The sequence below is a fragment of the Desulfosporosinus shakirovi genome (assembly GCF_020595055.1).
GTDB classification, from domain to species: domain Bacteria; phylum Bacillota; class Desulfitobacteriia; order Desulfitobacteriales; family Desulfitobacteriaceae; genus Desulfosporosinus; species Desulfosporosinus shakirovi.
The window spans coordinates 38,378-63,352 of sequence record NZ_JAJDOO010000029.1 but is presented as its reverse complement, the minus strand read 5'-3'; the positions used below and the strand labels follow the sequence as shown (position 1 = coordinate 63,352).

At 41.4% G+C, this 24,975-nt stretch carries 24 protein-coding genes; 22 read left to right on the top strand and 2 right to left on the bottom strand.

Annotation, left to right across the window (positions count from 1 at the left end; all coding sequences use genetic code 11):
- Nucleotides 1–90 precede the first annotated feature (90 nt).
- The gene (locus LJE72_RS19785) at nt 91–300 is read left to right on the top strand and encodes a hypothetical protein (RefSeq protein ID WP_229249717.1); all 210 of its coding nucleotides are present in this window, start codon (nt 91–93) and stop codon (nt 298–300) included.
- A 129-nt stretch (nt 301–429) separates the two neighbouring features.
- Here LJE72_RS19785 and LJE72_RS19780 read toward each other — a convergent pair whose 3' ends face one another.
- Complete coding sequence (locus LJE72_RS19780) at nt 430–1,854, bottom strand: trypsin-like peptidase domain-containing protein (protein WP_229249716.1); 1,425 nt, start codon at nt 1,852–1,854, stop codon at nt 430–432.
- Between the two features lie 517 nt (nt 1,855–2,371).
- Between LJE72_RS19780 and LJE72_RS19775 the strand changes: the two genes are divergently transcribed.
- The 11 genes from LJE72_RS19775 (at nt 2,372) to LJE72_RS19730 (ending at nt 14,044) form a co-directional block, all read left to right on the top strand.
- Nucleotides 2,372–2,893 (top strand): DUF6483 family protein, encoded by a 522-nt coding sequence (locus LJE72_RS19775; protein ID WP_282437932.1) that lies wholly within the window; start codon nt 2,372–2,374, stop codon nt 2,891–2,893.
- A 50-nt stretch (nt 2,894–2,943) separates the two neighbouring features.
- Complete coding sequence (locus LJE72_RS26580; RefSeq protein WP_312038948.1) at nt 2,944–3,030, top strand: hypothetical protein; 87 nt, start codon at nt 2,944–2,946, stop codon at nt 3,028–3,030.
- Between the two features lie 417 nt (nt 3,031–3,447).
- On the top strand, nt 3,448–4,143 hold the full coding sequence (locus LJE72_RS19770; RefSeq protein WP_229249715.1) for a ClpP family protease: 696 nt from the start codon (nt 3,448–3,450) through the stop codon (nt 4,141–4,143).
- 261 nt (nt 4,144–4,404) lie between these two features.
- Complete coding sequence (locus LJE72_RS19765) at nt 4,405–6,780, top strand: DNA translocase FtsK (RefSeq protein WP_229249714.1); 2,376 nt, start codon at nt 4,405–4,407, stop codon at nt 6,778–6,780.
- Nucleotides 6,781–6,847: 67 nt separating this feature from the next.
- Complete coding sequence (gene mnmH, locus LJE72_RS19760; protein WP_229249713.1) at nt 6,848–7,930, top strand: tRNA 2-selenouridine(34) synthase MnmH; 1,083 nt, start codon at nt 6,848–6,850, stop codon at nt 7,928–7,930.
- Nucleotides 7,866–8,651, top strand: a complete 786-nt coding sequence (locus tag LJE72_RS19755; RefSeq protein WP_229249712.1) for a DUF3388 domain-containing protein — start codon at nt 7,866–7,868, stop codon at nt 8,649–8,651. The genes mnmH and LJE72_RS19755 overlap by 65 nt, the downstream gene beginning before the upstream one ends.
- A gap of 25 nt (nt 8,652–8,676) precedes the next feature.
- A complete protein-coding gene (locus LJE72_RS19750) occupies nt 8,677–9,438 on the top strand; it encodes a helix-turn-helix domain-containing protein (RefSeq protein WP_229249711.1) in 762 nt (253 codons plus the stop codon).
- Nucleotides 9,439–9,479: 41 nt separating this feature from the next.
- Nucleotides 9,480–9,971: a YajQ family cyclic di-GMP-binding protein gene (locus LJE72_RS19745; RefSeq protein WP_229249710.1), complete on the top strand. Its 492-nt coding sequence runs from the start codon at nt 9,480–9,482 to the stop codon at nt 9,969–9,971.
- A gap of 258 nt (nt 9,972–10,229) precedes the next feature.
- Entirely contained in the window at nt 10,230–11,018 is a 789-nt protein-coding gene (gene motA, locus LJE72_RS19740) for a flagellar motor stator protein MotA (protein WP_229249709.1), read from the top strand.
- A complete protein-coding gene (locus tag LJE72_RS19735; protein WP_229249708.1) occupies nt 11,005–11,796 on the top strand; it encodes a flagellar motor protein MotB in 792 nt (263 codons plus the stop codon). Before motA ends, LJE72_RS19735 begins: the two co-directional genes overlap by 14 nt.
- 43 nt (nt 11,797–11,839) lie before the next feature.
- Entirely contained in the window at nt 11,840–14,044 is a 2,205-nt protein-coding gene (locus tag LJE72_RS19730; RefSeq protein WP_229249707.1) for a YgiQ family radical SAM protein, read from the top strand.
- A gap of 74 nt (nt 14,045–14,118) precedes the next feature.
- On the opposite strand, the gene LJE72_RS19725 is transcribed toward LJE72_RS19730, so the two are convergent.
- The gene (locus LJE72_RS19725; RefSeq protein ID WP_229249706.1) at nt 14,119–14,760 is read right to left on the bottom strand and encodes a hypothetical protein; all 642 of its coding nucleotides are present in this window, start codon (nt 14,758–14,760) and stop codon (nt 14,119–14,121) included.
- Between the two features lie 173 nt (nt 14,761–14,933).
- Here LJE72_RS19725 and pstS point away from each other — a divergent pair, with 173 nt between their 5' ends.
- From pstS to LJE72_RS19675, 10 genes are all read left to right on the top strand, one after another.
- Entirely contained in the window at nt 14,934–16,022 is a 1,089-nt protein-coding gene (gene pstS / locus LJE72_RS19720) for a phosphate ABC transporter substrate-binding protein PstS (RefSeq protein WP_229249705.1), read from the top strand.
- A gap of 77 nt (nt 16,023–16,099) precedes the next feature.
- A complete protein-coding gene (pstC, locus tag LJE72_RS19715) occupies nt 16,100–17,044 on the top strand; it encodes a phosphate ABC transporter permease subunit PstC (protein ID WP_229249704.1) in 945 nt (314 codons plus the stop codon).
- Nucleotides 17,041–17,877, top strand: a complete 837-nt coding sequence (gene pstA, locus LJE72_RS19710; protein ID WP_229249703.1) for a phosphate ABC transporter permease PstA — start codon at nt 17,041–17,043, stop codon at nt 17,875–17,877. The genes pstC and pstA overlap by 4 nt, the downstream gene beginning before the upstream one ends.
- Before the next feature lie 16 nt (nt 17,878–17,893).
- Nucleotides 17,894–18,646, top strand: coding sequence for a phosphate ABC transporter ATP-binding protein PstB (pstB, locus tag LJE72_RS19705; protein ID WP_229249702.1), 753 nt, complete (start codon nt 17,894–17,896; stop codon nt 18,644–18,646).
- A gap of 16 nt (nt 18,647–18,662) precedes the next feature.
- On the top strand, nt 18,663–19,313 hold the full coding sequence (gene phoU, locus LJE72_RS19700; RefSeq protein WP_229249701.1) for a phosphate signaling complex protein PhoU: 651 nt from the start codon (nt 18,663–18,665) through the stop codon (nt 19,311–19,313).
- 86 nt (nt 19,314–19,399) lie between these two features.
- On the top strand, nt 19,400–20,731 hold the full coding sequence (gene rimO, locus LJE72_RS19695) for a 30S ribosomal protein S12 methylthiotransferase RimO (protein ID WP_229249700.1): 1,332 nt from the start codon (nt 19,400–19,402) through the stop codon (nt 20,729–20,731).
- Nucleotides 20,728–21,285 carry a CDP-diacylglycerol--glycerol-3-phosphate 3-phosphatidyltransferase gene (pgsA, locus tag LJE72_RS19690; RefSeq protein ID WP_229249699.1) on the top strand — a complete coding sequence of 186 codons (558 nt, stop codon included), beginning with the start codon at nt 20,728–20,730 and terminating at the stop codon, nt 21,283–21,285. Before rimO ends, pgsA begins: the two co-directional genes overlap by 4 nt.
- 205 nt (nt 21,286–21,490) lie before the next feature.
- Complete coding sequence (locus LJE72_RS19685) at nt 21,491–22,009, top strand: hypothetical protein (RefSeq protein WP_229249698.1); 519 nt, start codon at nt 21,491–21,493, stop codon at nt 22,007–22,009.
- Between the two features lie 29 nt (nt 22,010–22,038).
- Nucleotides 22,039–23,508 (top strand): AAA family ATPase, encoded by a 1,470-nt coding sequence (locus tag LJE72_RS19680; RefSeq protein ID WP_229249697.1) that lies wholly within the window; start codon nt 22,039–22,041, stop codon nt 23,506–23,508.
- A 219-nt stretch (nt 23,509–23,727) separates the two neighbouring features.
- Nucleotides 23,728–24,972 (top strand): competence/damage-inducible protein A, encoded by a 1,245-nt coding sequence (locus tag LJE72_RS19675; RefSeq protein ID WP_229249696.1) that lies wholly within the window; start codon nt 23,728–23,730, stop codon nt 24,970–24,972.
- The last annotated feature ends 3 nt before the right edge of the window (nt 24,973–24,975 follow it).

Below are 24,975 nucleotides of genomic sequence, written 5' to 3'. Positions count from 1 at the left end.
TAACGAGATAGTCTCTCTGTGTGTAGTTATACTGTAACTTAAGATACTTGGGTCCCGGGGTTTCACCCGTTCGATCCACACTGCAGGAGAATGCGTTATGAGTCCGCAGTGTGGCGAAAAGCTTCCCTTCGCCAAGAAGTGTTTCTTTGGAGCGGGTGGCTCGGCGATACTCATCCTACGCCGATTAGTATTCTTTGGGGATCGCGGCTTCGGCGAAGCCCTCCACTTGAGGCTTTTGTGCCTTCGTTGTTACCTGGATTCCCGGCCACACATAACGATGAATTGCTGCAAGTTCAGTAAATTCAATGACTTCAGGATTTTAAAGCACAAAGTTTACCTCGTTATGTTGAAAACACATAACGAGGTAAGAATCCAGTGTTTATGCTGCTTTGCTTAATACTCGTTATGTGTTTTCGGGAATCTAGGTTGTTAGTTTACTTCAATGAAATTAACTGCAAATTGATTTATTATATGGAAAGGTACTGCAAGGTTTATATTTTGTCCTTTATCAAAGCCTGCAGTAATTAGTCCAACTAGCCTGCCAAACATGTCTAGCAGTGCTCCGCCAGAACTGCCGTTAGAAATTGGAGCTGTGAACTGTATCATCGGTATCTCATTAATATCTCTGAAACCCGAAATAATTCCGTCGGAAACAGAATTAAATAACCCTAACGGGCTGCCAATGGCAACAATTTTTTGGCCCCGTACCAAATCGCCATCAGTCTTAACAATGAGAGGTGAACAGTTTCTATCTACTCTAATAATAGCTAGGTCATATCCCTGATGATATTTAATTAAATCATTAGTGAAATATTCATTAGTATCATTTTCGAATATCACTGAAAAGAGAGTTCCACCGGTAACTACATGCAGATTAGTTAAAATATATCCGTTGCTATGAATGACAACACCAGAGCCATAGGCCAAAATATTATTATCATTGTGATTATCATAAACTTTAATCATTACAACCGAGTTTGAATGTCCTGCCAACATTTCATAACTATATTCTTTTGTGTTGGACAGATTCTGAGATTGTGCAGAATTGAGTATTGTAACTTGGGAAACAGTCTCCGCCCTTGAGACGATGGAAGCATGTTCTATATTCCGTGCAGGTAAAAAATCAGGTATCGTAAATTTATCTGGATAAAGAGCGCTACATTTATGTAAAGTTGAGTACTTTTCTATTTCAGGGTATAAATAGACGATATCTTCTTTAGGATTCATATAACATATATCACATCCTAGTCGAGATAAAAAATATAAAAATAGTAGTTCGTGATGTTTAATATCTCCGATAAAAAGGACTTTTGGGGATATATCAGTAGTGATTTTGGTATGAAAAAGCTTCGGTAAATAGATTTCTATCCAATTCATAAATTTAATACCAAAGTTTTTAAATAAAGTTTGATTGGAATTGGTATGTGTTTCTAGATACAGTAAAAGAATTTCCCTAAAGGCGAGTTTCTTTGTCCATTCTAGAGTATCATTTTCTAATGGAGTGCATAGGAATGCGTCGTTAAGTGAATGAGAATCAAAGGAATTGTTAACTATAGTTTCCCAATTATCCCAAACACTTGACAGTTTTTTAATGTCATTAATATTTGATAATATCTCAAGCCGATGTAATCTCAAGTAGGGGAAGGTTGACATTCTTGATGAGAAATAACGGTCAATGTTAAGAATATTTTCAATGTACGTCTCTATGGAATTATTAATGCCAATATATCTTACAAGAATAACATCTTTTATATAAACGTTATTATTGTAATTTCCATTTACTTGACTAAAGTCTGCGAGAGGGTTATTGGTTTCTTTAAGTATAGTTTTTAAAGGTTTAGTACTCACTATCATTTTCATTCTCCAATAAATAAAATTTAATTTGATTATAAGTGATTATTGAATCTGTGCATAGGTTTAATTTGGACGCAAGGCTGATAGGCTCCCAAAAGCACCTAAGGAGAAGAAATGATGAGTGATAAAAAAACCGAAGAAAAACAAATACTGCCCGAGAAAAGTTGCACGCATACATTACAGCCAGTCTTGCCTATCAAGGCACCCATTCTAAACATACACTGCTTTGTTGGAAATTTTATTTAATGCTCGGACGCCGGAAAATTTTCTACTATTAGTTGAGCGATGACGAAGAGGAACCGGTTATACTTGAACTTAAACAGATACTGCGCGATGGGCAAACCAGAGGTGAATTTCGCCATTTCAATTTTCATGTCATGGCCAGCGCCATAAATGGAGCTATCGGGGAGTATATGTTTGAGGCTAATCCGAACCTTACGGCAGTAGACCTAGAGTCTTACAGTGAAGATATTTCATAAAGCAATAGTAAATGATGGTTAATGGCTAAGGAGGATATATGTATCAAAAGGATTATATTATGAAAATGATTGAGCAATTAACAATGGCAATAGCAACACTTCTTGGGTCCAAATCAAAGTCTAAAATTGAAGAGTGTCACCAGATGGTTAATGAAGCACTTTATGATTTAACTGGAATGAGTGAAGGGACATTACTCAAACTTTCACATAAAGATTTGATCAGTATTATTAGCGGCGGTAAAGAAACTAATACCGAAAAGGGTTTAGCACTTGCTGAGATGTTGAAGCTGCAAGCAGATGTTTCTAAAGATGATTCAGTTCGAAGTTTTGCCTTATATCTCAAAAGCTTAAATATATTTATTGAGTTGAATTTAGCTCAAAGTTTACATCTACAGAACAGTAAGCAAGCAATCAATGAAATCATTGATTTCATAAAACCATATAAGATACCTAGAGAAAGTAATCAGTTGCTGTTTCGGTATTATGAATTTATTGGTCAGTACGATAAGGCTGAAGATACACTCTTCAAGATGATAACGGTCAATGAAAAAATGAAATAATAATTAATGAAGGATTTGCCTTTTACAATAGGTTAAAAGGTAAGACACTCGTGGATTTAGAGGGGGGGAATCTGCCATTAGATGAAGTAATCGAGGGTCTGGAAGTTTATCAGCATTTGCTGAACAATCAAACATAAAAATCTTCGTTAATATGATATGCTCCCTCTTTTGGTAGACAGTAAAATGATAAACTGTTACCATAAGGGAAGAAGTACACTACGAGAAGGTAGTTCAGGTACTTGGGGGTTATGGCGAATTTGTGACGAACCCTGAAGATGTGGGAAGCGTCATAAACAGAGCTTTAAATTCTGGTAAGCCTGCCTGTATCAATGTAGTTACTGATCCGGAAATTTGGCTTCCAAGATAAGGAAGTTTTATGGTGTCTGATTTTCCCTTTTTCAGTCGTATTCTTTGGTCTATAACACAAAAGCGTATGATTTCAGGAATAAACCTCCATAATAAAGATGAACCTCTCAAATTAGCTTAGCTATTGCCATAATAATTAGGCATTGGACAGCAGATGGGTTCTTGACTTAGAAAAGGGGGTTTCATGGGTGCTTTCTAATGAAACGGCTTCACCTGAAGAAGATAAAAATGCTCCTTTATCGAATTTAAAGGAATTAGGTCAGATTCAAATTCCGGATGTATCTGAACGAATTTATTGTTTACCGATCATTGGGCAAATCGAGGGACATCAAATCCTGCCTGCCCAGTCTAAGACGACAAAATATGAACATATCATTCCGCAACTGTTAGCGGTTGAGCAAAACCCGAACATCGAGGGGATACTTGTCATTTTAAACACTGCTGGTGGCGATGTAGAAGCAGGTCTAGCGATCTCTGAAATGCTCAGCAGCTTAAGTAAGCCCTCTGTGTCATTGGTTCTTGGCGGTGGGCACAGTATTGGGATTCCTATTGCGGTCAGTTGTACGAAAAGCTTCATAGCACCCACAGGGACTATGACTATTCACCCGATTCGCTATACTGGTTTAGTAATTAATGGACATCAACAGTTTGATTATTTGCGAAAAATGCAAGAACGAATTAATCAATTCATTTACTCCCATTCACAAATCACCTCCGAAAAATTAGAAAAGTTAATGTTCACTGCGGGAGAATTAGCTCAAGATATTGGAACTATCCTGATCGGAGAAGAAGCGGTTGACGCTGGATTAATTCAAGCAGTTGGAGGAGTTAAGGAAGCTTTCAAAGAACTAAATAGTTTAATACCTTCGAAATCTGAAGAGTGAAGTGATATTACCGTGAAAAGCAGCGAAAGCTGCTTTTTTATGCGGTAGCTACTAACCTCGAAGGTTTTGTTTGAGACAGGGAGAAGGCGTGAAAGCTTGGCCCAAGCCAAGTTTTCTTTAATGTATCTGGGAACAAAACAGGAATATTCCCTCCCGTGTGGAATTAAATAGAGTGAGAGTAATTAACAAGCGAACTCTTAACAAAGAAAATTCTTATTAAGTGAATGGTCAAAATTATATTATGTTTGGAGGACTGGTTCTGTGGCGAGGGCAAAAAAACGCCGCACCGTTAATAAACGCGTGAATGTGCAAGTAAGCACCTTAAAAGACACGATACGCAATGAAGTAATCGGAGTTTTTATTGTTGGGATGGCCTGCTTGGGGTTAGTCACGATCTTTACGGATAAAAGTGGTGTGATCGGTGGGCAAATCAAACATATTCTAACTGTGCTAGCAGGGAGTGGCCGCGTCAGTATTCCTATTTTGGTTGGTGCCTGGGGTCTTGCGTTTATGAATAAACAAACCCCTCGTTTAGGATTTAAAGCAGCGGGAGTAATTCTTCTCTGGCTTGTTTTTGTTGGAATTCTCCACCTACAGCTTGCTGGGATAGAGGCATTTTCTACAGCAGAAATGATTGATGAAGGTATGGTGGGACATGGCGGTGGACTTATTGGGGCAGGCATTGCTATACTCTTAAAAACAACCATAGGAATTCCCGGAAGCTATGTGGTTCTAACTATGGTAGCCTTTATGGGAGCTCTGCTGATTACTAATCGCTCATTAGTTCAAGGAGTTCAAGAAGTAGGACAAGTCGGAAAGGAATCCGGACAATGGATGAAACACCAAATGGGCGATTTTATCGATGTACTCAAGAATTCTGACGCTGAAGAATCACTGGACAAGGGATCTGGAACCCAGGCTGATTTAAAAGCAGAGGAAAAAATGCAAGCGAAAAAGACTGCGCCAGCTAAAGGTAACTCTCGAGCTCTTGACCCGGATGTAATTGAGCGACCGCTAGTTATTAAAACCTTGGAAGATCATAATGAGCTTTCTGATGAGACTCAAGCACCTCAAATACCCCCCAAAGGACAGTTAGGGTTTGAAAAGATGACAGGTAAATCGAAGGAAAATACAATTATGCCTCCTGGAAAAGTAACAAGTACACCTGTTTCTCGTCAGACTCGAGAAGATGGGAATTTCCAGCTCCCTCAAGTCATGTTGTTAAATAAATCCTTAAAAATCAAAAACCCTAGACTTAATAAGGACTTAGCCGATAATGTGAAAATCCTTGAAGAAACATTAGGTAGTTTTGGAGTGAAAATAAAAGTAACTCAAGTCACTCAAGGGCCCGCTATTACGCGTTATGAGGCCCAACCTGCTCCAGGGGTAAAAGTGAGTAAAATAACAAATTTAGCCGATGATATCGCTTTAAGTTTGGCCTCTGCTGATGTACGTATTGAGGCTCCTATTCCCGGGAAATCTGTGGTAGGAATCGAGGTGCCTAACAAAGAAATCTCTATGGTTCATTTTCGTGAAGTTTTAGAAACACCTGAATATCAAGGAGCGACGAGTAAGTTGGCCTTGTGTTTGGGCAAAGATATTACGGGGACTCCAGTTATAGCAGACTTGACCAAAATGCCGCATCTTCTCATTGCGGGAGCAACGGGCTCTGGAAAGTCAGTATGTATTAATACTCTGATTCATAGTATTTTGTTTAATGCCCGTCCCGATGAAGTGAAGTTTTTATTAGTGGATCCTAAAATGGTTGAATTGGCGAATTATAATGGGATTCCACATTTGATAGCACCCGTTGTGACAGATCCAAGAAAGGCAGCAGGTGCCTTGAAGTGGATTGTAACAGAAATGGAGACTCGTTATGAATTATTTGCAGCTGCCGGAGTGAGAGACATTGTCCGTTACAATTTTCTGCGCACTCAGGATAAGAGCGAGGAGCATCCTCCATTACCATATGTTGTAGTGATTATTGATGAATTGGCCGATTTAATGATGGTAGCGCCGGGAGAAGTCGAGGATGCGATTTGTCGCTTAGCTCAAATGGCCCGTGCTGCGGGAATTCACCTAATCGTGGCCACTCAACGCCCTTCGGTCGATGTAATTACAGGTCTAATTAAAGCCAACATTCCTTCTCGTATCGCTTTTGCGGTTTCTTCCCAGACAGATTCAAGGACTATTTTAGATATGAATGGTGCTGAGAAACTTTTAGGTCGTGGGGACATGCTTTATTATCCCATGGGTACGAGTAAGCCGCTCCGTGTTCAGGGATGTTATTTAGGTGATAAAGAAGTAGAGAACGTGGTTTCGTTCCTGCAAAATCAGGCCAAACCTGAGTACCAAGAAATACCTAACCTTGATATTGGAGATATTAAGAAAGAAGAGATGGAAGATGAACTCTTTTACCAGGCTGCACAGCTTTTCATAGAAAGCGGATCAGCGTCTGTTTCTCTTTTACAACGCCGCTTACGCATCGGATATACGCGGGCAGCCCGCTTGATGGATTTTCTAGAGGGTAAGGGAGTTGTTGGAGGATACGAAGGCTCTAAACCTCGAGAGGTGCTAATGACAAGAGGGCAGTTTGAGCTTAAATATGGTCAATGGGTGGATGAAGTTGCACACTAGTTGCATAATTCTTCCGAAGGATTTATGATAAGATTAGATTATATTGCCGAACTGGAAGGAATTAATAATGATTAGGGAGATCAATGTTGAAGAACTAAAAAATTTAGATAAACCGATTCTTATTGATGTGCGTTCTGAGGGGGAATTTGAGGAAGCTACGATTCCAGGTGCTTTGAATCTTCCTCTCTTTAACAACCAAGAACGTGCTGAAATAGGTACAACATACACTCAGACTTCCCAGAGTTTAGCTCGGGAGCTTGGTTTAAGTATAATCAGTCCGAAACTCCCTGATTTAGTTAACAAAGTGGGAGAGCTTGCGAAAAAAGGCTCACTGGTTCTCTTTTGTTGGAGAGGCGGTATGCGAAGCAAGTCTCTGGCGACGGTAGCAGAGTTAATGGGTATTCCTATTTATCGTTTACAAGGCGGGTATAAAGCATATCGCAATCAAGTAGTTGAGTTTTTTCAAGAGAAACTTCCATTTCAGGTGGTAGTACTTCGTGGAAATACTGGGGTTGGAAAAACTGAACTGTTGGGACATTTGCGAGCTGAAGGCTATCCCGCTATTGACCTGGAGAAACTCGCTAATAATCGAGGATCTGTTTTTGGTGCCATGGGCTTAGGAAATCCGCCCTCCCAAAAAAAATTTGAAGGTTTATTGTATGAGGAACTTGCAACATTAAGAGAATTTCCTTATATTATTGTAGAGTGCGAGAGTAAGCGGATCGGAAGAGTTACCTTGCCCGCTAGTTTCTATACAGCAATGCAAGAGGGTATCCAGATTCTTCATTATGATTCCTTAGGAAATCGGATTCAACGTCTGATCAAAGAATATACTTCTGTGCCTAATGCTTTTGAGGAGATAGGTACAGCCTTGGAGAGGCTGATAAAAACCTTGGGCCATGCCAAGGTTCAAGAATTACGAACTTTCTTAGAGGCAAACAACCTAGAAAAATTTACAGAGCTATTACTTGTGGAGTACTACGATAAACTTTATGCTTATCCGAATGAACCAAGTTCAAAGTATGGGTTTTATATTAATTATGAAAAGCCTGAGAAGGCGTTAAGGGAGTTGGAGTGCTATCTTGATGAGAAGGTGGTCCAACAAGGCAGAAAATCTCCTATACTTGGAGTACGATATTCAGCAAAATAAACCGGGTTTGCTTGGTGCTGTGACAACACTGATTGGTATGCTGGGTCTTAATATACTTACAGTTGCAGGGATTGAACAGAAGAGGCGAGGGCTTCTTTTGGAGACTAATTCAGAGGAAAAAGTGATAGCATTACATGAAGCGTTAAATGCAGTAGAGGCTATTAAACTGACCGCTTTTCGGCAACCAACGTTGTTGGATCGAATAGCGTTGAGACATGGCAAGCGCTTGGATATGGCAGAGATAAATCCACCCACTTACCGTTTTGTTCGCGAAGAATTAGGTGTGCTGGTTGACTTTTTGGGAGATACTTTATTGGAAGGCGGAAATCATGTTATTGGAATAAGGGGCATGCCGCGTATAGGTAAAACAGAAGTAGCAATTGCAGCCTGTGTCTATGCTAATAAACGATGGATTTTATTGTCCTCGACAATAATTCGTCAAACTTTACGTACTGAGTTATTACTTGATGAGTCTGTGAATAGTATCTTTCTAATTGATGGTATCACTAGCACTACGCGAGGAAATGATGCACATTGGTCCTTGATTGAGAAAACCTTAAAAATGCCAACTCTTAAGATTATCGAGCATCCGGATATATTTATTCGGGATGGACGTTTGAAAGTAGATTTTGATTTTATCATTGAAATCCGCCATCATGAGGAAGATATGATTCGTTTAGAGGATATCGCTATGAGTTTCACGGCATTTGATATGAGTTAATTAGGATAGAAAGGAGGTTTTAGCAATGGCGGGAGAAGGACAAATGCTCCGTCTTGCTCGGGAAGATAAGGAATGGAGCTTATTGTACACAGAGGAAATCACAAAAATTCGTGTTCGCTATATTCAGGCACTTGAAGAGGAGGAATATGGAATACTCCCCGGAGCTACTTATGCGAAGGGGTATTTGAGAACCTACGCTAAACAACTAGGATTAAATCCTGATGAAATTGTTGCACTCTATAGCTCTTCAATAAAGCCTGAGGCAGCATCGGTCATTCAAGCACCAGACAGAATAATTAAATCTCGCCCTTTATGGGTAAGGCCGCTGATCATAGGGAGTATGGCGCTGGTAGCAATTGTTTTGGTTTTTGGTATTAAAGCTATATACCAAACAGAGGGAACTAATCCAAGTACCCCATACACCTCACCGCCCTTAATAAGCGCACCTGATCCAGAGACTGCCGCTCCTTCATCGACTGTACCGCCTTCCCAAAGTTCCCCTCCTGATGTTGTAGCTTCTACTCAGGATGGCTTAACAGCACAGTTGGTCTTTACGCAAGCCTGTTGGATCGAGGTTAAAGTTGACGGTCAGGCACCTTTTCAGGGAACATTTGCAGCTGGTACAAGTAAAGAGGTTAAAGGAATCGATAAAATTGAGCTGGTCTCGATCGGGAATGCAGGAGGACTTACGGTTACATTGAATGGTAAAGTCATGCCAAGTTTAGGAAAACCAGGCGAAGTTCTTCGCAACGTTGTTTTGACTAAAGAAACTTTGAATCAACTTTAACTAATTCACATTAACTATGAAAATTTAAAGGAGAGTTTGTTTTGGCTAAAGATTCTTCATTCGATATTGTTTCCAAGGTAGATATTCCCGAGGTCACCAACGCAATCCAACAGGCACAGAAAGAGCTTTCACAACGATTCGATTTTAAAAACAGTAAATCTTCAATTAATCTTGAGGGTGAAAAGATTATTTTAGTATCTGATGATGATTTCAAGTTATCCAATGTGGTTGATATTCTTGAGAGTAAACTCGTCAAGCGTGGGGTTTCCCTGAGGGCGTTGGAATATGGAAAGTCTCAATCTGCTGCTGGCGACACAGTTAAGCAAGAAGTTAAGTTAGTTCAAGGGATTGCACAAGAGAAATCTAAGCTAATTAATAAAGCATTAAAAGATAGTAAGATAAAAGTAGTAAGTTCTATTCAGGGTGAAGAGATTCGGATATCCGGTAAAAATAAAGACGACCTTCAGGCAGCTATTGCCCTTTTACGCAAAGAGGATTTTGGAATAGAATTACAGTTTATTAACTTCAGATAAGAGATCTTCAGTTCTTGCAACCAACATAGAAATATTTGATAAGTATTAAAAATGCTTGGAAATAACCAAGCATTTTTATGCTTGTCAGGGAGTATAATTATCGCAATATTTCCTTGGAAAGTCCAACAGGCTATTATATTTGTGTGTATACATAAGATTTCAGCACATATTTTCTGTTTGCGGATAGAAAATTGAAGGAATTTGTCGAACTAATATTGAATATTATTAACTATTCGATATCGGAAAGGATAGTTTAGAATGGAAAAATCTACATACATTGGTTTGATATTAGCGGTCATTGCTGTCGGAGTTGGAATGGTCTTGAAAGGCGCCAGTCTTTCGTCTTTGTTGAACCCGGCTGCAATTTTAATCATATTTGTGGGGACCGCCGCAGCATTATTCATCGGTTTTCCATTGGATGACTTAAAGGCAGTACCGAAGCTCTTTAAGATAATGTTCACGTCCCAAGAATTAGTATCTCGAAGCGAATTAATCAATCAAATTGGCGAATGGGCAACCGTCAGCCGACGAGAGGGCTTGCTTTCCCTAGAAAGCATGGCTGAGGAGATTGAAGATGAGTTTCTAAGAAATGGGATGCGTATGGTCATAGACGGAAACGATCCGGAATTTATTCGTGATGTTCTAATGGAGAATATTTCCGCGATGGGGGAGCGACACAGACAAGGTGCGCTTATCTTTACTCAAGCAGGAACTTATGCACCGACTTTAGGAGTTTTGGGGGCAGTTGTCGGTTTGATTGCCGCCTTAGGCAATCTGAATGAGATAGAAGCATTAGGACATTTGATTTCCGCTGCTTTCGTTGCAACGTTACTGGGGATCTTTTCTGGTTATGTTTTATGGCACCCAATGGCCAATAAATTGAAGCAAAAATCTAAAAAAGAGACCCAAATTAAGATGATGATGGCAGAAGGTCTTTTAGCCATTCAAGCTGGTGAACCTGTTTTATCCATTAACCAAAGGCTGGCAGTCTTCCTTACTCCAACTGAACGTAAAGTTATGGAGGGGGATAAGGTTGAAAAAGCATAAGCAAGAGCATCATGAAGAACATATTGACGAGACATGGTTAATTCCTTATGCGGACTTGTTAACGTTATTACTGGCATTATTTATTATTCTATTTGCCTCGAGTCAGGTAGATGAAAAAAAATACGTTAAGGTTATGCAGGGCTTGAACAGTGCCTTTAGCGGGGGCGTAAGTGTTTTTGAAGAATCGGATACCATATCTATTGATGACGTGTCGGTCAATGAAGTAGAAAATCTAAATGAAAACGGACAAAACCAAAACCAAGCGCTTAATGACCTAATCAATAAAGAAAAACAGGACATGGAGGCAATTAAGAAAAGGCTTGATACTTTTATTGCGGAAAATGGTCTGACCCTGCAACTTCAGACGAATGTCACAAGCGATATGTTGAAAATTACGATTCAGGATTATGCTTTATTTGACTCAGGAAAGGCAGTTGTAAAACCAGAGGCTCAAAAACTTGCTTCAATTATTTCAGAAATGTTAAGCATGTATCCTGATTACAAAGTAGAAGTTGCAGGGCATACTGATAATATCCCTATAAAGAATAATGAATTTGACTCTAACTGGGATTTAAGCTCAAAACGGTCTTTAAACTTTATGAAGTATCTGTTAAGATCGAATAATATCGACCAAGCTCGATTTCGATCGATTGGATATGGTGAGTATCAACCGATTGACACCAATGATACACTTGAGAAACGGGCCAAAAATCGTCGTGTCGAAGTGAATGTTATTCGAAATACGATAGAAGCTAAAACAAAAACAATTATTCCATAATCCATGGATTTAACTTGTATCGTTTAAATAGAAAGGTGAAGCTATGCGAACACGTAATTTCTTACCAATGAATCAAGCGGATATGGAGGATCTTGGTTGGGATGAACTGGATTTTCTCTTGATAACCGGAGATGCTTATGTGGATCATCCTAGTTTTGGTATTGCCATTATCGCTCGCGTTTTAGAAAAAAACGGTTTCCGAGTGGGAGTCGTAGCTCAACCTGATTGGAAAGATCTAAAAGATTTTCAGGTGATGGGAAAACCCCGTTTAGCGTGTTTGATATCTGGCGGGAATCTGGATTCTATGGTTAATCATTATACTGCGGCTAAGAAGAAACGGCACAAGGACGCTTATTCTCCTGGAGGAGAGTCTGGTCTGCGACCTGATAGGGCAACCATCGTTTATTCTAATCGGGTCAGAGAAGCCATGCCTGGTGTTCCCGTAATTATTGGAGGGATAGAAGCCTCTCTGCGTCGCTTTGCTCATTATGACTATTGGAGTAATGAGGTTAGGAGGTCCATTCTGCTGGATAGTCAAGCGGATTTACTGGTCTTTGGCATGGGAGAAAAGTCGATTGTGGAAGTTGCCGAACGGCTAAATAACGGGGAACAGATTGATCTGATAACGGATGTCAGGGGTACTATGGTAACGTTAACCGGAGATGGTGTGCCTCATGATACTCTAGTTCTACCAAGCTTCGATGAAGTTGCAAAGAATAAGAAAAAATATGCTGAAGCTTTTTGGGTTCAGTACAATCAACAGGATCCTTTTACAGGGAAATCCATGATCCAATCCCACGGGCGAAAAAATGTGTTGCAAAATAGGCCTGCACTTCCTTTGAGTCAAGCAGAGATGGATGGGATTTATGCCCTGCCGTTTATGGGGACATATCACCCGTCTTATGAAGAGTCAGGAGGTGTTCCGGCTATTGAAGAAGTAGAATTTAGTCTCACCAGTGTCAGAGGGTGTTTTGGAGCATGCTCTTTTTGTGCTTTGACATTTCATCAAGGGCGAATTATTCAAAGCCGAAGTGCAGAATCGATAATTCGGGAAGCCGAAAAAATGACTTGGAATTCTCGTTTTAAGGGGTATATTCATGATGTAGGAGGCCCGACGGCCAATTTTCGACGACCGGCGTGCCAAAAACAATTATCAAAGGGAGCTTGTTCCCACAAACAATGCCTGTTTCCAGAGCCGTGTGCTCAACTAGAGAATGATCATGAGGAATACATAGAACTTTTACGTCGCCTGCGCAACTTGCCAAGGGTGAAAAAAGTATTTGTTCGTTCCGGTATCCGCTATGACGCAGTATTAGCAGATCGTAAATCTAAGTTTATCAGTGAGCTTTGTGAGCATCACGTCAGTGGACAATTAAAAGTTGCTCCGGAACATGTCAGTGAGGCGGTTCTAAGATTAATGGGCAAGCCGGGTAAAGGCGTTTATGAAGAGTTTGTGCAAGAGTTTAAAAAGACTAATGATAAATTAGGGAAAAAACAATACCTCGTACCTTATTTAATGTCTTCCCATCCGGGAAGCACGCTTAAAGAAGCTGTCGAGTTAGCTGAATATGTGCGAGACATGGGTGTTAATCCAGAACAAGTCCAGGATTTTATCCCAACCCCGGGAACCCTCTCTACTTGCATGTACTATACCGGCTTAGACCCTAAGATTATGCAACCGGTTTATATTCCAAAAAGCATGCATGAGAAGGCGATGCAAAGGGCTTTAATTCAGTATCGAAATCCGAAAAATCATGGGTTAGTCGAAGAGGCTCTGCGCTTAGCTCATCGTGAAGATCTAATAGGGTATGGACCTAAATGTTTAATACGACCCAGAAGTTATATACGAGATGATCAACAAGAAGCAGGCACTTGGAAGGCTAAAAAGCCAACAAGACGATCGGGTATGAAGAAAAAGGACGTTGCTGGAAAAGAAGTACAGAGTAAAGATACGCCCATTAAAGGTGCATCAGGAAAAGCATATAAAGGGCCAACAGGCAAACCAGTGCGCGCTAAGGAAGCCCAGAGTGCGGAAATCCCTTATAAGGGTGTAGGCGGCAGACCAAAACCCTTGAAGGATGCGCGAAGTGGAGAAGCACCGAATAAAGGTAAAGAAGCCAAAGAAAGACGCTTCAAAGATGCGGTAAAGGCAGAAGTCCCCTATAAAGGCATTCCAAGCAAAACAAGGGGCACTGATAATCCTGTTCCTAACGGGAAGAGAAGGTATCATGGAACTAAGAAGAGATAAATAAGAATTAATGACCCTAAGCCGGACTAATGGCTTAGGGTCATATTAATTCTAGTCAAAAAGTATAACTTTCTTTATCCCCAGTCTCCAAACTCATCGATCAGTGTCTCTTCAACCTCTTCAAGAGTGATTTTCCCCAGTTCTTTGAGGTGACCATCCTCTGACCATTCCAGGAAATCTTCGTAGGTAAAGTCTGGTTCCTCATAATAGAATTTCTGAAAGGAAAACCATATCCCCTCTGTGCGAGTATCTTCTTCGTAACGAATTAAGTAATACTCAGTTTCTTCAAGCTTACTCTGTAAAAAAATAGCTTGTCCGGGTACGATCTGCACAACTCGTGCATCTTCATATTGTCGATTGACGAATTGAAATGTAAAGGCCTGTAAGGGAATTTGGTCCTTAGTATGAAGCAGGGGGTCAAGGGCTGGTTCTGGAAGCTTATGGTGTGTCGATTCTTGTTTGTTTTCCCAGGTATAAGCAGTTTCCTTTATTCGTTCCTCTTCCATTTGTTCCGCAATTACTTCGAGGCGGCGAGAAACGAGTGAGGGCAGAGTATATTCTTGGCAAGAAGCAGCGCGACAGTGGTAGACAGGGACATTAGCTACACGCCCTGGACCGTGAGCTAGATCAATTGGAATCGTTTTAGCTGTCAGATATCCCATATCACCACAACCGCACATATCGATTGGTTCTATTATTTCATTTTCATCAAACACAATATGACACCTCGCAAAAGTTTGTTGGGCCTTAATTCGCCAAGAGTATGATAATTCCTTTAAGTATATACATTAAATCTTGCCATTTAACGCAAACTTTACACAGATAGATTTTTTGGGGCTCGTTAATAATACATCAAACGAGAAATAAAATACAGAATGGGAGAATTTTTATGTTTAGAAAAAAAAGAAGATTATTAGCACACGTACTCACGGCAGTATTAATGCTTTCATTTGTTGGGTGCGGAGAGAAGAACTCGGGTACACTAACAAGTCAAGGACAAGCAGAGACAGTTAGCCTAACCGGGTCAGGAAGCTCTTTTGTCTATCCTCTATTAAATCAACAAATCGAGGAGTACCGCAAGGGGAATTCTAACATCACGATTAACTATCAGAGCTCTGGCAGTGGTGCAGGTATTAAACAAGTTTCTGAGCAAACGATTGATTTTGGGGCGACAGACGGCCCTATGACAGATGAACAGCTTAAATCCACAAAGGGCGGGCAACTGCTGCATATTCCTTTGACTTTAGGTGCCGTAGCGGTCACCTATAATGTTCCGAACGCTCCAAAGGAGCTAAAAATAGGTCCCACTGTACTGGCAGATATCTTTCTGGGGAAGATAACCAATTGGAATGATCAACAGATTGCCAATGATAATCCGGGCGTATCTTTGCCGGACTCTAAAATTACGGTTGCTCATCGTTCGGATGGGAGTGGTACAACTTACATATTTTCGGATTACCTCAGCAGCATAAGTCCGGAGTGGTTAAGCAAGGTGGGTAAAGGAACTTCACTGAATTGGCCCGCAGGGCTAGGTGGTAAAGGAAATGCCGGCGTTGCGGGTGTAATTCAACAAACCTCCGGTTCTATCGGATATCTAGAACTAGCCTATGCCACTCAAAATAACTTGTCTTATGCGATGATGAAAAACAAAGAGGGTAAGTGGGTACCCCCTTCTCTTCAAACAACGGCTGCTGCGGCTGCTGCGGCCACAATTCCTGATGACATGAGAGTGTCAATTGTCAATGCTCCGGGGGCTGACGCCTATCCAATTGCTGGTTTTAGTTGGGCTTTGATTTATAAGGATCAAACTGATAAAGCTAAAGGAACGGCACTGGTTAATTTTATTAATTGGTCTATTCATGACGGACAGGCTCTTTCTGAAGGGTTACATTACGCAAAGCTGCCAGCCAGTTTAGTAAGCCGTGAAGAAGAGATGCTCAAATCTATTACGTTTCAAGGAGAACCATTGATAAAGTAAATAGATAGGCAGAGGATTAATTAATTATGATCCAAGTTGTAGGGGTTCAAATTTAGGAAGGCGGAAGATCAGAAACTATGAGTAAGAAACGCATACTTACAACTTCCATGGGGGATCAGACATTGAGACTGTTGACACTTTTGATGGCGGTCAGTGTTTTGGTTCTCATGGCTTGGATGGGGTGGCAGATGTTTGACGCAGCACGTCTGAGCATTCAAAAGTTTGGACTTAGCTTTATTACCAATCGTGTTTGGGATCCGGTAAAGGAACAATTTGGAGCTCTGCCATTTATCTATGGAACATTAGTGACCTCATTATTGGCCTTGCTCTTGGCAGCTCCTATCGGACTCGGTGTAGCGATCTTTCTTAATGAAATGGCTGAGTCTAAATTTCGTGCTGTGGTTGGATTTTTAGTGGAGATGCTAGCCGCGATTCCAAGTGTTGTCTACGGATTGTGGGGAATTTTTGTCCTAGCCCCTTGGCTTAGAGAAACTGTCGAACCCGGACTAGCTAAGTGGCTGGGCTTTATTCCCCTTTTCCAGGGTACCCCCGTTGGTTTTGGTATGCTCGCCGGAGGACTGATATTAGCAGTGATGATTCTTCCTACGATTGCGGCTATCTCTAGAGAAGTAATGGCTGCTGTGCCCAATATGCAGCGTGAAGCTGCCCTAGCCCTAGGGGCAACGAAGTGGGAGATGATTAGGGTGGCTGTTCTGCCCTACGCCAAGTCGGGAATCATGGGCGGGATTATGCTTGGCTTAGGGCGTGCACTTGGGGAAACAATGGCTGTTACAATGGTAATCGGCAATCGTCCAGATATTCTTCCGTCCTTATTTGCGCCTGCCTACTCTATGGCCGCAGTGATTGCAAATGAGTTTACAGAAGCTACTTATGATCTGTATTTAAGTGCTCTTGTCGAAATTGGTCTTATTTTATTTGGAATTACACTTGTGCTTAATTTTTTTGCTCGACTCCTTGTGTGGTCTGTAGCACGCGGTCCCAAGGGAGGAAATGTTGTATGAATGATTACTTTCGAAAATATAAAAACTTAATGATGTTGACTGTTTTTATTGGAGCAACTATTATTGCCCTAATCCCATTGTTTGGAGTCTTAGGGTATGTTGTAAAGAATGGCCTAAGCGCTTTAAACTTACAGTTTTTTGTTAATTTACCGAAAGCAATGGGTTTGCCTGGAGGCGGGATGGCCAATGCCATAGCAGGTACTTTGATCATGGTTTTAATTGCCAGTGCTCTTGGTATTCCCATTGGTATCCTGGCGGCAATCTATTTAACAGAATACGACCGTCACAGTTGGCTGAGTACGGCAGTTCGTTTTGCAACCGACGTTTTGACAGGTATCCCTTCGATAATTGTTGGTATAGTCATATACACCGCAGTAGTCTTGAGAATGGGGAATTTCTCTGCTCTTGCGGGAGGACTTTCTTTAGCTGTGATAATGATCCCATTAATCATTCGGTCGACAGAAGAAATGCTAAAGCTGGTTTCCCATTCGATTCGAGAAGCAGGGTTTGCTTTGGGGATTTCTAAAGCTAAAACGATTTTAAAAATTGTTTTGCCGACCGCAGCAAAAGGAATAATTACAGGGGCAATGCTGGCAGTTGCACGTGTTGCCGGGGAAACTGCCCCCTTATTGTTCACCGCTTTAGGAAATCAATATTGGTCACGCTCTCTGAATGAACCAACAGCTTCTTTGCCGGTTCAGATTTTTCAGTATGCAACGTCTCCTTATAAGGAGTGGCACCAACTTGCTTGGGCTGGATCTTTAGTATTAATTTTAATGGTAATTACTTTGAATTTAGTAGCACGATATGCATTTCGATCGAGAAGTATTTAGAGGGGGTACAGCACTGATGGGGCAGACTTTAAGTGTCAGGCAACTTGAAGCATGGTATGGGTCTAATAAAACCCTTAAAGGCATAAATATGGAGGTTGCATCAAATCATGTGACAGCAATCATTGGTCCGTCGGGGTGCGGGAAGTCAACTTTTGTTCGTTGTATAAACCGTATGCATGAGACGATGCCAGGGACAAAAGTTAAAGGGGAAATTGTTTTAGATGGGGAAAGTATTTATGATCAAGATCCTGTGGCATTACGAAAAATGGTAGGGATGGTGTTTCAAAAACCAAATCCTTTTCCTTCTATGAGTATTTACGAAAATGTAGTAGCTGGTGTTCGGCTTAATGGGATGAGAAACAAGCAGAACTTACAAGGTATTGCAGAGAAAAGTTTGCGTATGGCCGCCTTATGGGATGAAGTTAAAGACCGCTTGAATTATTCGGGCATGAGCTTGTCAGGCGGGCAGCAGCAACGTCTGTGTATTGCCAGGGCTCTGGCAGTTGAACCATCCGTACTGCTGATGGATGAGCCGGCCTCAGCATTAGACCCTATAGCAACCACTCACATTGAGGAATTAGTCAGGCAACTGAAAGAGGATTACACTATCCTTATAGTAACGCATAATATGCAACAGGCTGCCCGAATTGCTGACTCCACAGCGTTTTTTCTTAATGGAGAACTGGTGGAGCATGGAGCAACTTCGGAAATTTTTACAAACCCGAATGATAAGCGAACTGAGGATTATATTACTGGGCGTTTTGGCTAATAAAGGAGGAAATTCGATGCGTCAGACACTTAATGAAGGGCAACTCTTTTTGATACAGTTATTGAAAGATATGGGAAACGAAGTTGAGCGGATTCTGCAAGGGTGTATGAAAAGTCTGATATCCTTAGACCGAAAACAAGCAGGATTTTGGATAGCAGAAGATCAGAAAGTTAATGATTTTGAACGTCAGGTAGATGATGAGTGTGTGCGCTTAATAGCCACTCAGCAACCAGTGGCAAAGGATTTACGAATGATTATTTCGGCAATGAAAATATCGACGGATCTTGAACGAATGGGGGATTTAGCCATTGACATTGCTAAAATAGTGCAGAGAATTGAAGGCCCCTTATTAAAACAGCTGATTGATATCCCACTCATGGCTGAAAAAGCCCTTGGAATGATGAGACAGGGTCTGGAAGCCTACGCTAACGAGGATATGGACCTTGCGCATGATCTGGCAGTTCTAGACGACCAAGTTGATCATTTGTATAAAAAAGTGGTGAGAGATCTGTTAGTCATTATGACGGATAAACCGGAAGTCTTGGATCAGGGCATGTACTTAGCCTTTGTGGGACGTTATCTTGAGAGATTTGCCGATCATGCAACTAATATTGGGGAAAATGTAATTTATATTTCGACAGCAGGCAGGCAGGATCTGAATAAATAAGTTAATTGCAGGATGCAATATTTTTTGACCTTGTGGAGGTGTTGGTTTATACTAAGAAAAGCAGACCAATGATATGAGGTGTAACGTTGACGAAGAAAGTAGCAGTTGTCACTTTGGGGTGCCCAAAAAATCAAGTGGACAGTGAAGTAATGTCAGGATTACTGGCCCAAAATCATATATTTATCGAAAATCCTGAAGAAGCAGATGTTATTATTGTAAATACCTGTACATTTATTCAATCTGCTAAGGAAGAATCAATTGAAGCGATTTTTGAAATGGCAAGTCTCAAGAAAACTGGTGCTTGCCAGACTTTGATTGCGACAGGTTGTTTAGCTCAACGCTACGGTTCTGAGTTAATGCAGGACATCCCTGAATTGGATGGGGTACTTGGAACAGGAAATATTAATGAAATAACCAAATTGGTTCAAGAGACTGAGAAAAAACGAACTTCCCTGATTAAACAAGGTGCTCCTGATTTCCTTCATAATGAGTTGATGGCAAGAATTCGGTCTACGCCGGATTATTTAGCGTATGTGAAGGTCGCTGAGGGCTGCGATAACTATTGTACCTATTGTGTCATTCCCTATGTCCGGGGACATTTCCGCAGTCGCCCGCAGGAATCCGTGATACTTGAGGTACAGGAGATGGCTGACCAAGGAGTTAAGGAAATCCTAATTATGGGCCAAGACACTACCCGTTATGGACAGGATCTTTATGAAGAACTTCGCCTGCCTCAACTAATTCGCGAACTCGCTCGCATTGAGGGAATTGAATGGATTAGATTAATGTATTGTTATCCCGAGCGTTTTACAGATGAATTGATTGAAACCATGCGGCAGGAGCCAAAAGTTTGCAAGTATATTGATTTACCTTTACAACACGCGGATAATAAGATTCTGAAAGATATGAATCGACGAGGAACTATAGAGCAAGCTGAAACACTGATCGGAAAATTACGGACAGCTATGCCGGACATAACTATTCGAACGACTATGATTACCGGTTTTCCAGGAGAAACGGAGCAGGAATTTCAATCGATAGTTGATTTTATTCAACGTGTCCAATTTGATCGTCTTGGGGTGTTTGCCTATTCTCAGGAGGAGAATACGCCAGCGGGTCAAAGAGAAGACCAAGTTCCACCAGAAGTTCGCGAAAAGCGCAGAGACCAAATTATGCAAATCCAACAAGACATATCTCGGCAAAGGCTACAGCGATGGGTTAGTCGGGTTGTTACAGTGTTGCTTGAGATGAAATTACCGGACGGGCGGTGGATGGGCCGAACGGAAGGGGACGCTCCTGAAATTGATGGGCAGGTTTATATCCCTGATACTCAAATCTTTCTTCAGGAGGGAGATCTGATCAAAGTTCGCATCCTTGAGGCGGATAACTACGATTTAATGGGAGTGGTTGTCTCGTGAATTTACCCAATCGTTTAACTATGGCCCGAATTATTTTGATACCGGTGTTTATGACCTTTTTACTGCTGAAGGTTCCCAAAGGTTATACACTTTTCCCCAATCAAGACTTAGTGGCGGCGGTGATCTTTATCTTGGCGGCCGCTACAGATGGCTTGGATGGCTATATTGCGCGCAAACGGAATCAGGTTACGAACTTGGGGAAATTCATGGATCCGTTGGCAGATAAGCTTTTAGTTTCTGCTGCCCTCATTTCTTTGGTCCAACTTGGAGAAGTGACGGCTTGGATTGCTTGGATCATCTTAGCCAGAGAGTTTGCGGTGACTGGCCTGAGAGCCATTGCGGCTGTGGACAGGGTTGTTATCAGTGCCAGTAAACTTGGAAAAATCAAAACAACGACTCAAGTAATTGCTATTTCTGCAATATTATTGCATGATTGGCCTCTATCCTTGATTGGGATATACATTGGTCAACCTCTCTTATACATAGCCCTGTTTTTCACAGTTATTTCTGGTCTGGATTATTTGATTAAGTCTCGTAAACTGTTGCGCAAATAGACTAATAGTGCTTTTTGTATTGGTTATTAAAATAAATAATTTTAGAAATGAGTGCCATTCTCATAGATTGGCACTCATTTTAATGTTTTGGCAAATATCATTTGCCTTATTTTCCCATATTTGGTATAAGATATTTTTTCTGCGCGATATACTACGTGCTATAATGTCGATATAGCATGAAGTGTAGCAAATGGAGGAAGATGTAATGACAAATCACCGAATACTGATAATTAGCCTCGCAGGATTTCTGATATTTGGGTTATTATTAGGGGGCAAGGTAGTCTATCAAAAGAAGTGGGTTGATGTTTCTATCTTGAGCCAAAGTCAACAAATTCCGGGCGTCGTTTCTGCTAAGCTTGAGGATAACAACAGTTTGAAAGAGATGGTTGTGGTGACCGACCAGCTGACCAACCTCCGTCAAGCAAGCATAACACTTATAAAAGTTGCAAATAATGTTCCAATTCGATTCGTTGACCACAGAAATGATTCTCTTGAGAAACTATTTGGGCAGATTCAGTTTGCCTTACAAGAAGGAATCGCACGTGGGAATTTTACCGAAATGGCGCAAAATGTCAGAATACAAGCTGAAAAGGAAGGCGTACAGTTAGAATTAGAGATGGACAGTGATGCCATATACGTAATCCTTAATCAGGGTCAGGCTCAGTTGATAGAGGTTATCGAACGAAATGGGCAAGGCCAGTTTCTATCGTCTGAAAAGGAATAAGAGATAATTAAGAGAGGGAGAAGGTATGTATGAAATATGACATCTTGCTAGGCCTTGCTATAGGAGTGTTTGCCTTTTTAATAGTTATGGGTTATAACGTGTTCCCCGTAGGTTTGCTGCTAGTAACCGCTTATGTTGTTTGGAAATTGGTTATTTCTCGTCAAATCCTGAAAAATGGTAACGGAGTAGCCATAAGCACCACAGGAATTAATTTTGAGGATATTGGAGGTCAGAGTGTCGCTAAAAAAGAACTCCAAGAGGCTTTAGACTTTCTGTTGTACTCTGATCGGATGAAAGCTTTAGGAATCCGTCCTTTGAAGGGAATATTATTATCTGGCCCCACTGGAACGGGGAAAACATTATTAGCCAAAGCTGCGGCTAGACATACAGATTCAGCATTTCTTTCGGTATCAGGCAGTGAATTCGTAGAAATGTATGCCGGTGTCGGGGCGGAACGTGTTCGAGGCTTGTTTCGCAGAGCACGTGAAATGGTACGTAAGGAAAAAAAGACGAGCGCGATTATTTTCATCGATGAGATGGATATCTTAGGGGCGAAGCGTGGAAGTAATGTATCCCATCATGAATATGATCAAACACTTAATCAACTGCTTATTGAAATGGATGGTCTGAAAGTAGATCAAGGCCCTCACATCCTGGTCATGGCTGCCACAAATCGCCCAGAGGCCTTGGATGCAGCGTTACTTCGCCCAGGGCGGTTCGATCGGCAAGTAAAAGTTGATCTGCCCGATAAAGAAGGCCGTTTAGCCATCTTAAAAATTCACACTAAAAATAAGCCATTAGCGCAAGAGGTTCGTTTAGAAGAAATTGCGCACGAAACTTTCGGATTTTCAGGGGCCCATTTAGAGAGTGTTACGAATGAAGCTGCTATTCTGGCCTTGCGCGAGGAGGCCAGCGAGATAAATGAACATCATTTACATGAAGCGGTCGAGAAAGTGATGATGGGAGAAAAGCTTGATCGGAAGCCAACATCAGAGGAACTGCGACGTATTGCCATTCATGAAAGCGGGCACGCCATGCTGGCAGAAACAGTCCGTCCTAACTCAGTTTCTCAGATTTCTATCCGTTCAAGAGGAAATGCTTTAGGATATGTTCGCCATTACCCCAAGGATGATTTGTATCTTTATACACAGGCGATGCTTGAAGAGCAGATCATGGTAGCTTTAGCTGGAGCACTTGCGGAAGAGCAAATTCTGGGTACACGAAGTACGGGCGCTGCCGGAGACTATGAACAAGCCTTAAATCTCGTAGAGAAGATGCTTCTCGCGGGAATGTCTCCCTTGGGGGTTACAGACGTTTCTCGCTTGAATGCTGACCAACGTGAGCCTGTGACGAAAGACATTTTAACAGAGCTTGAAGAACGAACAATGAAGATCATTGAGGAGAACAAACAATCCTTATTAGGGATTACTAAGATTCTTGAAGAAGAAGAAACGCTGAGCGGTGAAACCTTGCGAACCTATCTCAAAACTGTAGCCTAAAAAATGCCCTCCTATGGTAGAATAATATAATCTATCATAGGAGGGCATTTGTAATATTTTAATGTTTTACACGATTAAGAAGGATATTTTTTGGCAAGATCAGAAATAATTAACAAAGTGCATGGTCGTAGCTCGATGTTCTAGACTTGTCGTTTCGAACCATGAACTACGAATTGCAAACTGTGAATTTGCGTTGATTATAGGAGAGTGGTAAACTATATGAAAGCTGAAATTGTCTCAACTGGGACTGAGTTATTACTTGGAGAAACCCTCAATACGAGTGCTCACTATTTGACAGGAAAACTGTCGTTATTAGGCATTGAAGTTGACTATCATACGACAGTGGGGGACAATCCCAAACGTTTAGAACAGATTTTACGTCAGGCAATTGAGCGCACTGATTTAATTGTTACAACGGGAGGATTAGGTCCAACAGCAGATGACTTGACGAAGGAACTAGTTGCCAAAGTTCTAGATCTGAAGATGGAGATAGATGCCCCAAGTTCAGAAAACATTAAACAGTTCTTTAGCCGCAGAAAAGCGCCTATGCCTTCAAGTAACGAGAAACAAGCCTTTTTTCCCGAAGGCTCGAAAGTCTTACCTAACCCTATAGGAACCGCACCAGGTGCCATCATTGAAAAAAAAGGTAAGACCGTAATTATATTGCCCGGTCCTCCGTTTGAAATGCAGCCCATGTTCGATAATTATGTTTGGACCGAATTAGTCTCAATGATTGGACCCCATGTCGAACGGATGAATGAACGCGTCCTAAAAGTCTTCGGAATGGGAGAATCCTCCATAGAGAAAGTACTCGATGATCTAATGAATCTTCCGAACCTTACGATGGCATTGTTGGCTAAAAGAGCAGAGATGCACGTACGCTTAGTGGCGAGGAGCACAGAAATAACATCGGGTGAGGCTAAAATGGCGTTGGATCAAGCTGAAGAGGAAATCCGCCGGCGTTTAGGAAACAAAGTATTTGGTCGAGATCAGGAAACCATGATCAGTATTGTAGGAAAGGCCTTAAATAGTAAGGATTTGACAATTTCTACAGCTGAGTCATGTACAGGGGGTTTACTTGGTGCCGCATTCACACAGGAACCGGGTAGTTCTAAATTCTATTTAGGCGGGGCAGTGAGTTATTCTAATGCCTTAAAACAAAGTCTTCTGGGTGTTGATGCGGAAAGTCTTAAAGCATTTGGGGCAGTGAGTGAAGAGGTTGCCAAGGAAATGGCAGAAGGAATTCGTTCTAAGACGGGATCAGCTTTGGCTGTCTCTACTACGGGAATAGCGGGGCCAGATGGAGGCACTAATGAAAAACCAGTAGGGCTGGTTTACATTGGTTTTGCAACGGCTAATGGTGTTCATGCTGAAAAATTTCAGTTCTACGGTGAACGGGAGTCTGTCCGTCAGTTGACCGTTCAAGCTGCCCTTAATGGAGTACGCCTTTATGTTAAACAGTGAAGG

Excerpts from the sequence above, each read along its gene's own strand:
- LJE72_RS19675 (WP_229249696.1), top strand. The coding sequence starts at position 23,728 with ATGAAAGCTGAAATTGTCTCAACTGGGACTGAGTTATTACTTGGAGAA.
- pstB (WP_229249702.1), top strand. The coding sequence starts at position 17,894 with ATGGGGCAGACTTTAAGTGTCAGGCAACTTGAAGCATGGTATGGGTCT.
- pstC (WP_229249704.1), top strand. The coding sequence starts at position 16,100 with ATGAGTAAGAAACGCATACTTACAACTTCCATGGGGGATCAGACATTG.
- LJE72_RS19730 (WP_229249707.1), top strand. The coding sequence starts at position 11,840 with ATGCGAACACGTAATTTCTTACCAATGAATCAAGCGGATATGGAGGAT.
- mnmH (WP_229249713.1), top strand. The coding sequence starts at position 6,848 with ATGATTAGGGAGATCAATGTTGAAGAACTAAAAAATTTAGATAAACCG.
- LJE72_RS19775 (WP_282437932.1), top strand. The coding sequence starts at position 2,372 with ATGTATCAAAAGGATTATATTATGAAAATGATTGAGCAATTAACAATG.
- LJE72_RS19780 (WP_229249716.1), bottom strand. The coding sequence starts at position 1,854 with ATGATAGTGAGTACTAAACCTTTAAAAACTATACTTAAAGAAACCAAT.
- motA (WP_229249709.1), top strand. The coding sequence starts at position 10,230 with ATGGAAAAATCTACATACATTGGTTTGATATTAGCGGTCATTGCTGTC.
- LJE72_RS19680 (WP_229249697.1), top strand. The coding sequence starts at position 22,039 with ATGAAATATGACATCTTGCTAGGCCTTGCTATAGGAGTGTTTGCCTTT.
- LJE72_RS19750 (WP_229249711.1), top strand. The coding sequence starts at position 8,677 with ATGGCGGGAGAAGGACAAATGCTCCGTCTTGCTCGGGAAGATAAGGAA.
- pstS (WP_229249705.1), top strand. The coding sequence starts at position 14,934 with ATGTTTAGAAAAAAAAGAAGATTATTAGCACACGTACTCACGGCAGTA.
- LJE72_RS19685 (WP_229249698.1), top strand. The coding sequence starts at position 21,491 with ATGACAAATCACCGAATACTGATAATTAGCCTCGCAGGATTTCTGATA.
- LJE72_RS19785 (WP_229249717.1), top strand. The coding sequence starts at position 91 with ATGCGTTATGAGTCCGCAGTGTGGCGAAAAGCTTCCCTTCGCCAAGAA.
- phoU (WP_229249701.1), top strand. The coding sequence starts at position 18,663 with ATGCGTCAGACACTTAATGAAGGGCAACTCTTTTTGATACAGTTATTG.
- LJE72_RS19755 (WP_229249712.1), top strand. The coding sequence starts at position 7,866 with ATGAGAAGGTGGTCCAACAAGGCAGAAAATCTCCTATACTTGGAGTAC.
- pstA (WP_229249703.1), top strand. The coding sequence starts at position 17,041 with ATGAATGATTACTTTCGAAAATATAAAAACTTAATGATGTTGACTGTT.